This window comes from Enterococcus sp. DIV1067f (assembly GCF_050543505.1).
Taxonomy (GTDB): domain Bacteria; phylum Bacillota; class Bacilli; order Lactobacillales; family Enterococcaceae; genus Enterococcus_D; species Enterococcus_D entomosocium.
In genome coordinates this window covers 254488-269161 of the sequence record NZ_CP172940.1, presented here as the reverse complement: position 1 = coordinate 269161, position 14674 = coordinate 254488, and the positions used below count along the sequence as shown (strand labels likewise).

At 44.3% G+C, this 14674-nt stretch carries 14 protein-coding genes; 4 read left to right on the top strand and 10 right to left on the bottom strand.

What is annotated here, in order from left to right:
* Positions 1 to 141: 141 nt before the first annotated feature.
* The 3 genes from fusA to rpsL form a co-directional block, all read right to left on the bottom strand.
* Positions 142 to 2226, bottom strand: a complete 2085-nt coding sequence (gene fusA, locus IGJ42_RS01240; protein WP_005226900.1) for an elongation factor G — start codon at positions 2224 to 2226, stop codon at positions 142 to 144.
* An 80-nt stretch (positions 2227 to 2306) separates the two neighbouring features.
* On the bottom strand, positions 2307 to 2777 hold the full coding sequence (gene rpsG, locus IGJ42_RS01235; RefSeq protein WP_003127957.1) for a 30S ribosomal protein S7: 471 nt from the start codon (positions 2775 to 2777) through the stop codon (positions 2307 to 2309).
* A gap of 70 nt (positions 2778 to 2847) precedes the next feature.
* Entirely contained in the window at positions 2848 to 3261 is a 414-nt protein-coding gene (gene rpsL, locus IGJ42_RS01230) for a 30S ribosomal protein S12 (protein ID WP_003127956.1), read from the bottom strand.
* A gap of 304 nt (positions 3262 to 3565) precedes the next feature.
* On the opposite strand from rpsL, the gene rpiA reads away from it, so the two are divergent.
* From rpiA to IGJ42_RS01210, 4 genes are all read left to right on the top strand, one after another.
* Positions 3566 to 4240 carry a ribose-5-phosphate isomerase RpiA gene (rpiA, locus tag IGJ42_RS01225; RefSeq protein WP_005226875.1) on the top strand — a complete coding sequence of 225 codons (675 nt, stop codon included), beginning with the start codon at positions 3566 to 3568 and terminating at the stop codon, positions 4238 to 4240.
* Positions 4241 to 4391: 151 nt separating this feature from the next.
* On the top strand, positions 4392 to 4973 hold the full coding sequence (locus IGJ42_RS01220; protein ID WP_005226873.1) for a recombinase family protein: 582 nt from the start codon (positions 4392 to 4394) through the stop codon (positions 4971 to 4973).
* 194 nt (positions 4974 to 5167) lie between these two features.
* Positions 5168 to 5854, top strand: coding sequence for a 2,3-diphosphoglycerate-dependent phosphoglycerate mutase (gene gpmA, locus IGJ42_RS01215; RefSeq protein ID WP_005226871.1), 687 nt, complete (start codon positions 5168 to 5170; stop codon positions 5852 to 5854).
* 101 nt (positions 5855 to 5955) lie between these two features.
* On the top strand, positions 5956 to 6603 hold the full coding sequence (locus tag IGJ42_RS01210) for an SGNH/GDSL hydrolase family protein (RefSeq protein WP_429946964.1): 648 nt from the start codon (positions 5956 to 5958) through the stop codon (positions 6601 to 6603).
* Between the two features lie 52 nt (positions 6604 to 6655).
* On the opposite strand, the gene IGJ42_RS01205 is transcribed toward IGJ42_RS01210, so the two are convergent.
* The 7 genes from IGJ42_RS01205 to IGJ42_RS01175 form a co-directional block, all read right to left on the bottom strand.
* Complete coding sequence (locus IGJ42_RS01205; protein WP_005232552.1) at positions 6656 to 7843, bottom strand: iron-containing alcohol dehydrogenase; 1188 nt, start codon at positions 7841 to 7843, stop codon at positions 6656 to 6658.
* Between the two features lie 198 nt (positions 7844 to 8041).
* Positions 8042 to 8746 carry a purine-nucleoside phosphorylase gene (gene deoD, locus IGJ42_RS01200; protein WP_005226852.1) on the bottom strand — a complete coding sequence of 235 codons (705 nt, stop codon included), beginning with the start codon at positions 8744 to 8746 and terminating at the stop codon, positions 8042 to 8044.
* Positions 8747 to 8771: 25 nt separating this feature from the next.
* Complete coding sequence (locus IGJ42_RS01195) at positions 8772 to 9590, bottom strand: purine-nucleoside phosphorylase (protein WP_008376402.1); 819 nt, start codon at positions 9588 to 9590, stop codon at positions 8772 to 8774.
* Between the two features lie 10 nt (positions 9591 to 9600).
* Positions 9601 to 10767, bottom strand: coding sequence for a phosphopentomutase (deoB, locus tag IGJ42_RS01190; protein WP_429946963.1), 1167 nt, complete (start codon positions 10765 to 10767; stop codon positions 9601 to 9603).
* Positions 10768 to 10961: 194 nt separating this feature from the next.
* Positions 10962 to 11915: an ABC transporter permease gene (locus IGJ42_RS01185; RefSeq protein WP_005232556.1), complete on the bottom strand. Its 954-nt coding sequence runs from the start codon at positions 11913 to 11915 to the stop codon at positions 10962 to 10964.
* Positions 11915 to 13066, bottom strand: a complete 1152-nt coding sequence (locus IGJ42_RS01180) for an ABC transporter permease (protein WP_429947046.1) — start codon at positions 13064 to 13066, stop codon at positions 11915 to 11917. The genes IGJ42_RS01185 and IGJ42_RS01180 overlap by 1 nt, the downstream gene beginning before the upstream one ends.
* A complete protein-coding gene (locus tag IGJ42_RS01175) occupies positions 13059 to 14669 on the bottom strand; it encodes an ABC transporter ATP-binding protein (RefSeq protein ID WP_005232559.1) in 1611 nt (536 codons plus the stop codon). Before IGJ42_RS01175 ends, IGJ42_RS01180 begins: the two co-directional genes overlap by 8 nt.
* Between the last annotated feature and the right edge of the window lie 5 nt (positions 14670 to 14674).

Genomic DNA, 14674 nt, shown 5'->3' with positions numbered 1-14674 from the left:
TGTTCCTCCTAAAAATGCAGTTTATTTTTTATATTTGATAGGTAGGGAGCCGCAGCTCCCCATCCCTTATCATCGATAATATTGTACACGAAACTCAGAAAAAAATATAGCTTTTTACTTAATTTCCTATACTTCCATCAATTATTCAGCTTTGCCGCCGTTTTTCTTGATGATTTCTTCTTGAACAGATTTAGGTACATCTTCATAGTGATCAAATGTCATCATGAACGTACCGCGACCTTGTGTTGATGAACGAAGTGTTGTTGCGTAACCGAACATTTCAGCTAATGGCACGATTGCGTTCACGATTTGTGAGTTACCGTGTGCTTCCATTCCTTCTACGCGTCCACGACGAGCAGTTACGTGACCCATAACATCACCTAAGTAATCTTCTGGTACAGTGATAACTACTTTCATCATTGGTTCAAGAATTACTGGGTTTGCTTTCTTCGCTGCAGCACGTAAAGCCATAGAAGCTGCAACACGGAAGGCAGTTTCACTTGAATCGACATCATGGTATGAACCATCATAAAGTTTTGCTTTGATGTCTACTAATGGGTAACCGGCTAAGACACCGTTCGCCATTGAGTCTTCAAGTCCTTTTTCAACTGCTGGGATGTATTCACGAGGAACCACACCACCGACAATCGCGTTTTCGAATTCGAAGCCTTTACCTTCTTCGTTTGGTGTAAATTCGACCCATACGTGACCGTATTGACCTTTACCACCAGACTGACGTACAAATTTACCTTCCGCTTGTGTTGCTGCACGGAATGTTTCACGATAAGAAACTTGAGGCGCACCTACGTTTGCTTCAACTTTAAATTCGCGACGCATACGGTCAACTAAGACGTCCAAGTGAAGTTCTCCCATACCAGCGATAACAGTTTCGCCTGTTTCAGCGTTTGTTTCCACACGGAATGATGGATCTTCTTCAGCAAGTTTTTGTAAAGCAACCCCCATTTTATCTTGGTCAGCTTTTGATTTAGGCTCAACAGCGACTTCGATAACTGGTTCTGGGAATTCGATTGATTCAAGGATTACTGGTGATTTTTCATCACATAGTGTATCCCCAGTTGTTGTGTCTTTCAAACCAACAGCAGCGGCGATATCGCCTGAGTATACTGTTTGGATTTCAGCACGTGTGTTGGCGTGCATTTGTAGGATACGACCGATACGTTCGCGTTTGCCTTTTGAAGCATTCAATACGTATGATCCAGAGTTCAAGATACCTGAATACACACGGAAGAATGTCAAACGACCTACGAATGGGTCAGTCATTACTTTAAACGCTAATGAAGCAAATGGTGCTTCATCGTCAGCCGGACGATCAGTTTCTTCGTCTGTTTTAGGATTGATCCCTTTAATCGCAGGAACATCAAGTGGTGAAGGCAAGTAGTCGATGACTGCATCCAACATCAATTGAACCCCTTTGTTTTTAAAGGCAGATCCACAAAGAACAGGGAAAAAGTCAACAGTCAATGTTGCTTGACGAATACCAGCTTTCAATTCTTCTTCAGTGATTTCTTCACCTTCCAAGAATTTCATCATTAGTTCTTCATCAGTATCAGCAACAGCTTCGATTAATTTTTCGCGCCATTCTTCAGCTAATTCTACATATTCTTCAGGAATTTCAGTCTCTTGGATTTCAGTTCCTAAGTCATTTGTGTAGATTTCAGCTTTCATTTTTACTAAGTCGATAATACCAGTAAAGTCATCTTCCGCACCAATTGGTAATTGGATTGGGTGAGCATTTGCTTGTAAACGATCATGTAAAGTTGATACAGAGTATAAGAAGTCTGCACCAATTTTGTCCATTTTGTTACAGAATACAACACGTGGTACGCGGTAATCTGTCGCTTGACGCCAAACTGTTTCTGTTTGAGGTTCTACACCTGATTGTGAGTCCAACACAGTTACAGCACCATCAAGTACACGCAATGAACGTTGCACTTCGATTGTGAAGTCCACGTGTCCTGGTGTGTCGATGATATTTACGCGGTTTTCTTTCCATTGCGCAGTTGTCGCAGCAGAAGTGATTGTGATCCCACGTTCTTGTTCTTGTTCCATCCAGTCCATTTGAGAAGCACCTTCATGTGTTTCACCAATTTTATGGATTTTACCTGTGTAATAAAGGATACGTTCAGTTGTCGTTGTTTTACCAGCGTCAACGTGGGCCATGATCCCGATATTACGAGTTTTTTCTAGCGAAAATTCTCTTGCCATTCTAGGTTGTTCCCCTCTCATTCTTACTTAACTTAAGCTAAGGTTGTCTCAGTACCTTCCAATAAAAAGCAGTGAGGATCTTACCAACGATAGTGAGCAAATGCGCGGTTGGCTTCCGCCATTTTGTGTGTGTCTTCGCGTTTTTTCACAGAAGCACCAGTGTTGTTTGCTGCATCCATGATTTCTTTTGCAAGACGTTCTTCCATTGTGTGTTCGCCACGCAAACGAGCGTAGTTTACCACCCAACGAAGACCTAGAGTTGTACGACGTTCAGGACGTACTTCTACTGGTACTTGGTAGTTAGAACCACCGACACGGCGAGCTTTAACTTCCAATACAGGCATAATGTTTTTCATTGCTTGTTCGAAAACTTCCAATGGATCATTTCCTGTAGATTCTTTGATAATGCCAAAAGCATTGTAGATAATATTTGCAGCAACACCGCGTTTACCATCAACCATTACACGGTTGATCAAACGAGTTACTAATTTTGAGTTATAAATAGGATCTGGTAAAACATCACGTTTTGCAACAGGACCTTTACGAGGCATCCGTAACTCCTCCTTCCGAGATATCAGTTCTGATTTAAATAAGATTCATTTGATCTGTTTGTCTTAAAGATTAAGCTTTAGGACGTTTTGTACCATATTTAGAACGAGATTGTTTACGATCGTTAACACCGGCAGTATCCAATGCACCACGAACGATATGGTAACGTACCCCTGGTAAGTCTTTTACACGTCCACCACGTAACAAGACCACGCTGTGTTCTTGTAAGTTGTGTCCGATACCTGGAATATAAGCTGTCACTTCAATCAAGTTTGACAAACGAACACGCGCATATTTACGTAGAGCTGAGTTCGGTTTTTTCGGTGTCATAGTTCCCACACGAGTAGCTACCCCACGCTTTTGAGGTGAGTTAACATTCGTTTGAGCTTTCTTGAAACTGTTATATCCTTTGTTCAATGCTGGTGAATTTGATTTTTCAACCTTGGATTTACGAGGTTTACGTACTAATTGATTAATTGTAGGCATCCCTAGTTGTCCTCCTTCCTTGATTCGCTTTATAGTCCCACACATCCAGGTGGTTCTTTTTTTGCGATAAAAAATAATGCATTCTCTGCATTCATATCAACTATGCTTTGATAGACAGTCAGCACGTCTCCAACGAGAGACCTGTAGATAAAGCACCTTTGATAGAATATCATGCTTATTCTTACCTGTCAAGTATCCTCCCAAGCTTTTTTCAAAAGAAATCTGTTACGAAAAAATCCGCAAATTTTGCGCTTCTTCCTATATAATAGAGACAAAGCATTTATTTAAAAAAGGCGGGAAGAAAATGAACCTAAAAGAAATGGTCGGCATTGAAGCGGCTAGTTATGTAAAAGATGGCATGGTCGTTGGCTTGGGCACTGGCTCAACAGCCTACTACATGATTGAAGAACTGGGTCGACGTGTAAAAGAAGAAGGTCTATCGATCACTGGTGTCCCAACTTCTTGGGCATCGAAAAAACAAGCAGAAGGATTAGGTATCCCGATTCGCACCATCGATGAAGTGGACGCTGTGGATCTAACGATCGACGGTGCAGATGAGATCAGCAAGGATTATCATGGCATCAAAGGCGGCGGTGCAGCCCTTTTATTCGAAAAAATCGTGGCGTCTAACTCCAAAAAAGTTTTGTGGATCGTTGATGAATCGAAAATGGTCGAAACACTTGGTGCCTTCCCGTTGCCAGTGGAAGTGATCCCTTATGGCAGCCAACAGCTGTTGCGTCTGTTCGAGAAGAAAAACTACCATCCAAAACTGCGTCTGAATGAAGAAGGCGAACCTTTAAAAACCGATTGCAGCAATTACATCATCGATCTTCATCTAGAAACGATCACCGCTCCTACTGAGTTGGCACAGGAATTAGATGCTACAGTGGGCGTGGTTGAACACGGTCTGTTTTTGGATATGGTTCATACGATCATTGTCGGATTGCCTGAAGGACCGAGTACCAAGCACGTTAGATAAAGGAAACAAAAAAGGAGAAGCAAAAATGCTTCTCTTTTTTTCGTTATTTTTCTTCAATCGACTTAATTTTTATTATTTTTTGTGCAAATTACCCTATCATTTAAGAAATAATTATGATACATTCAATAAAAAGGGAAAGGTAGGAGGGTTTATGAAAATCATAGGCTATGCTCGTTCAACGATCACCGACAACTCAACAAGTGAACAATTAAACAAGCTCGAAGAATTTGGGTGTCATGAATTTTTCCATGAGACATTTAGCGTGGAAGAAAGTGAAGAAAATCATTCATTGGAGTCAGTGGTGGCACAAATGCAGCCCGGCGACACCTTAGTCGTTACGGAACTGCATCGTTTAGGGAAAACGACCAGACAGCTGACCGATCTCACTGATCTATTAAAACAGCGAGAGCTTCATCTGGTTTCACTGGCAGAACAAATCGATACCCGCGGTCCGATGGGACAGGTTTACTTCAATTTAATGGAAGGACTTGCGATCATGGAACGCTCACTCATCAAAGAGCGCACGCTGGTCGGCTTAAATAAAGCCCGCAAAAAAGGCAAAATTGGCGGTCGTCCAAAAATCGATCCAAAAACGATTAAAAAAATCCGTCAATTGTACTACGAAAAAAAAGAAACGATTCAATATATTTCTGAAAAATGCGGTGTTTCTGTAGGTACATGCTATAAATACATAAAATTATCCGAAGAAGAATGGAACAAGTTACGTTCATAGTTGTCGACTCCCCCTAGAACAGCATGAAACAAAAGCGGTCCTCTTTTTAATGATCCCCTTTTGTTTTTCCTTAAGAATGGCGTTTTCCCCCAGCTTTTCCTCCAAAACCATGGAAATTCTTTGAGAAAGAGTGTACAATAAATACGGAATTGAAAATTTCAGAAAAATATCGAATATCTAAAGGAGAGTTTTACATGCCAAAATTAGTATTTTCTCGTCATGGACTAAGCGAATGGAACAAATTAAACCAGTTTACCGGTTGGGCTGATGTTGATCTAGCGCCAGAAGGTGTCGAAGAAGCAATCGAAGGCGGACGTAAAATCAAAGAAGCAGGCATCGAATTTGACGTTGCTTACACATCTGTTTTAACTCGTGCCATCAAAACTTGTAATTACATTTTAGAATATTCTGATCAACTTTGGGTACCAACGATCAAATCATGGCGCTTAAACGAACGTCATTACGGTAAATTACAAGGTTTAAATAAAAAAGAAACTGCTGAAAAATACGGTGACGAACAAGTACACATCTGGCGTCGTTCTTACGATGTTTTACCTCCATTGATGGAAGCTTCAGATGAAGGTTCTGCTGCAAACGACCGTCGTTATGCAATGCTTGACCCTCGCGACGTACCTGGTGGAGAAAACTTAAAAGTTACTTTAGAACGTGCATTGCCTTTCTGGCAAGATGAAATCGCCCCAGCATTAAAAGACGACAAAACTGTCTTAGTTGCGGCTCACGGAAACTCTCTACGTGCATTAGCAAAACATATCGAAGGTATTTCTGACGAAGATATCATGGATCTTGAGATCCCAACTGGTCAACCACTTGTTTATGAATTGAACGATGATTTGACTGTTGCGAAAAAATACTACTTATAAGCCTCGCTTATCGCTGCCCTTTTTAACCAAAGGGCAGTTTTTTTATTGGCATTTTCTCCCCCCTCTTTTATAATTGAGGGCATACTCGAAAGGAGCTTATTATGAAACTAGTCAAAAATGATACCGTTTTATTTTTAGGTGACAGCATCACAGATTGCGATCGTGATCGCCAAGACCCCCACGATTTAGGACATGGGTTTGCCCGTCTCGTTGCCGATCAGCTGGCAGAGAAATTCCCCACTGCGGGCTTTACCTTTTATAACCGCGGGATCGGCGGCAATAAAGCTGCCAATGTCTTAGCCCGTCTCCAAGAAGATTGCCTCCAATTAGCGCCTGACGTCTTGGTCTTTATGATTGGGATCAACGACACGTGGCACAATGCCGGTGGTCCCGATTTTGGTTCAGAAGCTGCGGCAACGTCCTTTGAGGCAACCTACCGTCAAATTCTGGAACAAGTGACCCAACAGGGGATCACGCGTATTTTCTTGCTGGAACCTTTTGTATTGCCATATCCTGAAGATCGCCAAACCTGGCGGATCGATCTTGATCCGAAAATCCAAATCGTTCGTCGCTTAGCTGCCGCCTTTCATTGTCAACTGCTGCCGCTGGATGGCTTGTTTGCCGAAGCATCCGTCGCTAGCTCCCCACAGGCACTGACAGGCGATGACGGTGTGCACCCTACTCCTGCAGGACACGCCTTGATTGCGAATCAGCTAATGGCCCGTTTGGCTTTTTCTTCTGAAGGGTAAATAAACAGACCGCTCCGCGACAACCAAGTCGCAGGAACGGTCTTTTTAATGATTAAAGATAGGTTGAAGGAGTCAAGGAATCTTGGTAGATTGCGATCACGTCTTCTTCTTGTAGCGGTACATACGCATTTGTTGCAATAGAGCTGAATTGAACTGCTTGAGCCGCCATTTCAGCAAAATGAGTGTCATCGGCGATTCCCACTTCTGGCAAAGTCATCGGAATATCGCAAGAAGCAAAAAAGTCATACAGTTTTTGAATCCCCATTCGGGCAGCTAATTCTGGCACTGCTTCTTGGACACCAAAGACTTCTCTGGCAAAACGCGCAAATTTCGGCGCCGTTTCTTCATTCAATACATGAAGCATCCAGCGTGGGGTCAGGATCGCTAAGCCGATGCCATGGGTAATGTCATAAAACGCACTCAACTCATGCTCCATCGCATGACAAGACCATGCACCACCCTTGCCGCTTCCAGTCAAACCATTTAAGGCTAAGGTGCTCGCCCACATCAAATTCGCCCGTGCGTCATAGTCCGAGGGATCCTTTAATGCGATGGGCAGATTTTTAATGACTGCTTTTAGCAATCCTTCTGCTACACCGTCTTGGACATCTGTTCCTTCTGTTTTACTGAAATAATTTTCAATCAGATGGCTCATGATATCCGCTGAACCGGCAGCCGTTTGATAACGACTGACACTAAAGGTCGTTGTTGGATCTAAAAAGGATACTTTCGGTAAAAATTCGGGTCCGTGAACGCCAAGTTTTTGTTTCGTTTCTAGATTAGAGATCACTGCGCCGCGATTCATTTCACTGCCGGTAGCCGCAAGGGTCAAGATCGTTACTAATGGAATCGCTGGTCCTTGATAGCTTCTGGAAAGTACTAAGTCCCAAGGCTCTTGCTCACTGCAAGCCGCCCCAGCAATCACTTTGCTGCAATCAATTACAGAACCGCCGCCAACAGCTAAAATGACGTCGATCTTTTCTGAACGACAAAGAGCGGCTCCTTGACGAACGGTTTCGATTCGTGGATTTGGATCGACACCAGTCAATTCAGTGACTTGATTGCCGTTGGCAGTCAATTGCGCCATGACTGCATCGTACAAGCCGTTTTTCTTGATACTGCCGCCACCATAGACTAGCAAGACGTTTTTTCCAAATGTATTCAGTACTTCTGGCAATTCGTTCAGACGGTCTTTCCCAAAACGAATGTCCGTCGTTACATGAAACGTAAAATTATTCATTGTCTCGTCTCCTTTTTACACCTTTTCTTTTCATTAAACCATTTTCTGGCAAAAGTGCAACGCTTCTTCGTGGCTTTTTGCCAACAAAAAAAGATAACACATTCTCGGTTGCATGCAAACCAATACGATTTGGCTGCTTGCTCTCTCAAAAGCAAGCAGCCCTCGCATCGTTCATGCACCGATCCTGTGGTATCTTTTTTACGCGATCGCTGTTTCTAAGCCAACTTTGATCATGTCGTTAAACGTCGTTTGTCTTTCTTCTGGCGTTGTTTCTTCTCCAGTGATGATGTGGTCGCTGACGGTACAGATCGCTAAGGTTTGAACGTGGAATTTCGCCCCTAAATAGTATAAGGCTGCGGCTTCCATCTCAACACCCATCACTCCAAGGTCTGCCAACTGTAACGTTTCCGTCATGTCATCTTTGTAGAAGGTATCTTCAGATAAGATGTTGCCGACGTGGGTCGTAAATCCTGATTCAATCGCTGTATCATAGGCTTTACGCAGCAGTGCAAAGTCAGCGATTGGTGGGAAATGGAAACTTTGGAAGTTTTTTGCCACCATCGAGGAACTTGTTGCTGCCGCTTGGGCAATCACAAGATCACGCACATGGACATCTTTTGAGATGGCACCACACGTACCGACCCGAATCAATTTCTTCACGCCGTAAGAGTTGATCAATTCATGGGCATAGATGCTCGCTGAAGGCATGCCCATGCCGGTTCCTTGGACAGAGACCCGCTCGCCCTTATAAACGCCTGTATAGCCCAACATTCCCCGAACATTGTTGTAACAGATCGGGTCTTCTAAAAATGTTTCAGCAATATATTTTGCCCGCAGTGGATCACCTGGTAACAAGATTTTGTCTGCGATCTCGCCTGCTTTTGCTTCGATATGAACGCTCATTCGTTTTTCTCCTTTGGTCTGCTTTTTATAGTACTGCTAACGTTTCTTTGATCAACGCTTTAAATTCTGCCTTGACCCGTTCCGTCGTTTCCACGACTTCTTCGTGATTCAAGCTCGCTTGCATACCAGCAGCCAGGTTTGTGATGCAAGAAACACCTAAGACTTTCAAGCCACTGTGAACAGCAACGATCACTTCTGGGACAGTCGACATACCGACAGCATCGGCACCGATCGTCCGAGCAAAGCGGATCTCTGCTGGCGTTTCATACGTAGGACCTGAGAAGCCCATATAGACGCCTTCTTTTAAGTGCAATCCTTTTGATGCGCCAACTTTTTGTGCCGCTTCCCGATAAGGCAAATGGTAAGCTTGGCTCATATCTGGGAAACGTGGACCCATTTCTTCTTCGTTTTCACCAATCAGTGGGTTGTCCCCCATAAAGTTGATTTGATCGGTGATCAACATCAAGTCTCCAGGCTGGAAGCTTTCGTTCACACCGCCACAGGCATTGGTCACGACTAAGGAATGAGCTTTCAATGCCGCCATCACACGGACGGGGTAAGTGACCGTCTGCATCGAATGGCCTTCATAATAATGGAATCGTCCTTGCATCGCTAAGACTTTTTTCCCAGCTAATGTTCCATAGACCAATTGTCCAGCATGACCGACCACTGTCGAAACAGGAAAATGCGGGATATCGTTATAAGGCAACACGATTGGATTTTCGATCTCATCGGCTAATTCCCCTAAGCCAGAACCTAAAATCAAGCCAAATTCCACTTCACCGACGCCGCTTCCTTTGATAAATGCCGTTGTTTCTTGTAATTTCTCATGTAACGTTGTCATTTCATCACCTCTAGTTTAAATGTTTTAAAAAGCTAGTTCCGTTTTCTGTAGCTGAAACACCAAAGTTTTCAGCGATCGTTGCGGAAATATCCGCATAGTAGCCTTGTGGCAATTTTCCTTGGCCTTGTAATTTCTTGCTGTACGCTAGTAATGGCACATATTCTCTCGTGTGATCCGTTCCCGTAAAGGTTGGGTCATTGCCGTGGTCAGCTGTGATCAACAGCAGATCCTCGTCTCCCATTGCTTCTAAGAGTTCTGGAATACGCAAATCAAAATCTTCAATGGCGTGGGCATACCCTACGACATCGCGACGGTGACCATAAAGCGCATCGAAGTCGACTAAGTTCGTAAAGCTTAGACCCGTAAAGTCTTGTTTCATCACCTTCAATAATTGATCCACACCGTCCATATTGCTCTTCGTCCGTACAGAATCGGTGATTCCTTGCCCGTTGAAGATATCATTGATTTTCCCAACGGCGATCACGTCTTTTCCAGCTTCTTTCAATGAATCTAACACTGTATGGCCAAATGGATCGAGTGCGTAGTCATGACGATTGCTCGTACGAGTAAAGTTTCCAGGCTCACCGACGTAAGGACGCGCGATGATGCGGCCGATCATATACGGCTCATCTTTCGTGATATCCCGAACGTACTGACAAATACGATACAATTCTTCTAATGGAATGATTTCCTCATGAGCGGCGATCTGCAACACTGGGTCAGCCGAAGTGTAAACGATCAGATCCCCGGTCTTCATTTGATGTTCGCCAAAGTCATCAATGACTGCTGTCCCAGAATACGGCGCATTGCAGACGATTTTGCGTCCAGAGAACGCTTCGATCTGTTGCAATAATTCATCGGGAAACCCATCTGGAAATACGCGGAAAGGCTTTTGGATATTCAAGCCCATGATCTCCCAGTGACCCGTCATCGTATCTTTCCCAACAGAAACTTCTTCCAATTTGGTTGCATACCCATCATGGTCAGCTACCGCCTTTACGCCTTCTAAAGGACGAATCGTCCCTAGGCCTAATTGTTCCAAGTGAGGGATCGTTAAGCCTGCTTCTTTTGCAATATGGCCTAATGTATCTGAACCGACATCACCAAAAGCTGCCGCATCAGGTGCTTCACCAATTCCGACTGAATCCATCACGATCAAGTGTACACGTTTAAACATTCTATTCCCTACTTTCTTTATTTTATGCTTTTACAAGCGGATCTACTACCTCTATCATACTAAACTTAAGCAAAAATTGCGCTGGGTTGCTTTGGAAATTTCCTGACGCTTTCCTTTCACCCAGAGGATAGAAAAAGGGCAGGACACAGCAACACATTCATGTCCCATAGCCCCACCCTTTCATACTGAAAAAATTATTTAGATTTAATGTAGTTCTTCCCGTTAGCTTTCGGACCAGCAGCTTTTCCAAGGAAAAGAACGAGCACGATGATCGTCAAGGCATAAGGCGCAGCTTGTAAGTAAACTGCTGGAATGGAAGAGATGATTGGCAGCTGGCCACCTACGATACTGATGTTTTGCGCGAAACCGAAGAAAATCGCTGCGCCCATCGCACCAAGTGGATTCCATTTACCAAAGATCATCGCAGCCATCGAGATAAACCCTTGACCGGCGATTGTTGTCACAGCAAAGCGACCCGCGATCGATTGAGCAAACAAGGCACCGCCCATCCCACCAAGGAATCCAGAGATCAAGACGCCTGAGTAACGCATCACGTAAACATTGATCCCTAAGGTATCAGCTGCTTGAGGATGCTCACCGACAGAACGAAGACGCAACCCAAAGCGTGTTTTGAAAATCACGAACCACGCGATCACTGAGATCAAAATAGCGAAGTACGCCGGTAAGAACGTTTGATTAAAGAAAATCGGGCCAATGATAGGAATATCTTTAAGAATCGGGAAATTGAAATACCCCAATGTCCGTTGGATGTTATCGGTTTGCCCTTTGTTGTAGATCGCTTTAACTAAGAACACGGCCAAAGCTGGTGCCATCAAGTTCATCACCGTACCACTGATGATGTGGTCTGCACGGAAGTTGATGGTTGCCACCGCATGCAGCAAGGAGAAAACCACACCGACAAGTCCGCCGACGAGCATCCCTAACCACGGTGTCCACGCACCAAATTGTGACGCAAATTCAATATTGAAAACAATCGAGCTAAAAGCACCCATAACCATGATTCCTTCAAGACCCACGTTAACGATCCCGCTTCGCTCTGAGAACACGCCACCTAGCGCCGTCAAAATCAGAGGAGACGCATAAATCAATGTTTGAGTGACGATCGAAGAAATTAAACTAATATCCATTAGATGGTTCCTCCTTCCTGATCTTGATCGTTTGGTTGGGCTTCAATCTCCTGTACGACCAGCGCTTCTTTTTTGCCGTCAAAGATTTTTGCCAACAAGAAACGAATCACAAAACTGATCGCTACGAAGAAAATAATAATTGCGATATTAACATCAACTAATTCAGATGGAATACCTGCAAACTGCATGCCTTGTCCACCTAATTTCAAAATACTGAACAAGAGGGCTGAAAGCAAGATTCCGATCGATGAGCCGCTTCCTAACAAGGATACAGCCATACCGTCAAACCCGATGCTTAATGATGACCCTTGAACGAAGAAGTTTTCAAACGTTCCTAGTCCTTGAACGACTCCACCTAATCCGGCAAGTGTTCCAGAGATGATCATGGAGATAATGATCGTCTGTTTGCTACTCATCCCAGCATATTCAGAAGCGCTTGGGTTCAAGCCCACCGCGCGGATCTCATAACCAAGAGTGGTTTTTTTCATCAAGAACCAAACCAAAACTAAGAAGATCAAGGCTAAGAAGATCCCCAAGTTCAAGCGAGAGTTGCTCGTGATACTTGCTAGAAACGGGGTCTGCATGGAGGCATTTTCCCCCACCATTTTCGTGACCCCTTTTGTCGTGATCATGGATTCGCTCATCACATTATTGACTAAATGGTTCCCCGTATAAAGCAAGATATAGTTCATCATGATCGTCACGATGACTTCACTCGTACCAAAGAATGCCCGTAGGAACCCAGGAATCGCAGCTGCGATCGCCCCGCATAAAGCCCCTACGATCACGGCTAATGGCAAGACCACCAACCGAGGCGCATCCGGCATCGCTAGTGCGACCCAGATACTGGCAACCCAACCTGCTAGCGCTTGACCAGAAAGACCGATATTGAAGAATCCCGCTGAGTTTGCAATGGCAAATCCAAGAGCGGTAAAGATCAATGGTCCTGCTGTAACAAAAATCTCACCAATGTTGCGGGCATTTAACCCACCTGTTTGTCCGTTGATAAAAACGGTCCGGAACATTTGTGTATACCCTGTGATCGGGCTGTAGCCGAAGGCCGCCATAATGATTCCGCCAAGGACGAATCCCAACAAGACAGCGATGATCGGCACTAATATATTGCGGATCTTTTCTTTGCGGTTATTCAACCGAACCACCTACTTCCTCCATTTGCAGCTCTCGTCTTGCTTCCTCCAAGGAGTACCCTGCCATCAACAAGCCAAGCTCTTTCTCTGATGTTTCTTTCGGATCAACGACCCCAACGATCTCACCAGCATGAATAACAGCAATGCGGTCTGATACATTCAAAATTTCATCTAATTCAAAGCTGACTAATAAAACAGCTTTGAACTTATCCCGTTGTTCAATCAAGCGTTTGTGGATAAATTCGATCGCTCCGACATCCAACCCACGGGTCGGATTGGCAACGATCAATAGATCAGGATCGCGGCTGATTTCTCGTGCGATAATCGCTTTTTGTTGATTCCCGCCGGACAATGCCCGTGCCGGTACGATCTCATTGACTGTTCGTACGTCAAATTCTTGAATCAAGTCACGAGCAAACTCGTTGATCTCTCCATAGTCCAAGACACCTGCATTACTCAAAGGTTTTTTGTAGTAGGTTTGTAAGGCGATGTTTTCTGATAACATCATATCCAAGACAAGCCCGTATTTATGGCGGTCTTCTGGCACATGACCAACGCCGGCTTCGGTGACTTTCCGAGGCTTGAAGTTGGTGATGTCATCGCCATTCAGCAAGACCTTGCCACTTTCGACTTTCCGTAAACCAGTGATGGCTTGTAACAGCTCTGATTGCCCATTGCCATCGATACCAGCAATCCCCAATACTTCACCTGCACGTACTTCTAAGCTTAAGTTTTTGACTGCTTCTAAGCCGCGGTTTTCTTTTACGACTAAGTTTTCAACAGAAAGCACGACTTCTTTTGGTGACGCCTCTTTCTTCGGTGTCTTGAAGGACACAGAACGACCAACCATCATATCGGCCAACTGTTGGGAGCTGACGTCTTTGACATTGACAGTGCCGATCCCTTGCCCCCGACGGATAACTGTACAGCGGTCTGCCACCGCTTTGATCTCATCCAGTTTGTGGGTGATCAAGATGATCGATTTCCCTTCACGCACCAATCCGCGCATGATCTCGATCAGCTCTTCGATTTCTTGCGGTGTCAAAACTGCCGTTGGTTCATCAAAAATCAGTACATCTGCGCCGCGGTAAAGAGTTTTCAAGATCTCTACCCGTTGTTCCATCCCGACAGAGATGTCACGCACATAGGCATCTGGATCAACCGATAAACCATATTGTTCAGAAACTTTTTTGATTTCTTTGCGGGCTTTCTTGCGATCTAACACACCGAGATGATGGGGTTCGCTTCCCAAAATGATATTTTCTGTTACAGTAAAGGCGTCTACCAGCATGAAATGCTGATGCACCATACCGATCCCCAATTTGTTTGCTGCGGTCGGACTCGTGATATTCACTTTTTCACCATTCATCCAGATTTCACCAGATGTTGGTTCCAATAATCCTGACAACATATTCATCAAGGTCGACTTGCCCGCTCCATTTTCACCAAGCAATGCGTGGATTTCTCCTGGCCTTACTTGCAAGTTGACATCGTCATTGGCTTTGAACGTTCCAAACTCTTTGGTGATATGACGCATTTCTACAACATATTTTTCCTCAGCCAAATTACTCACATCCTTACTTTCTAATTCGCTTATACAAACCATTCGTC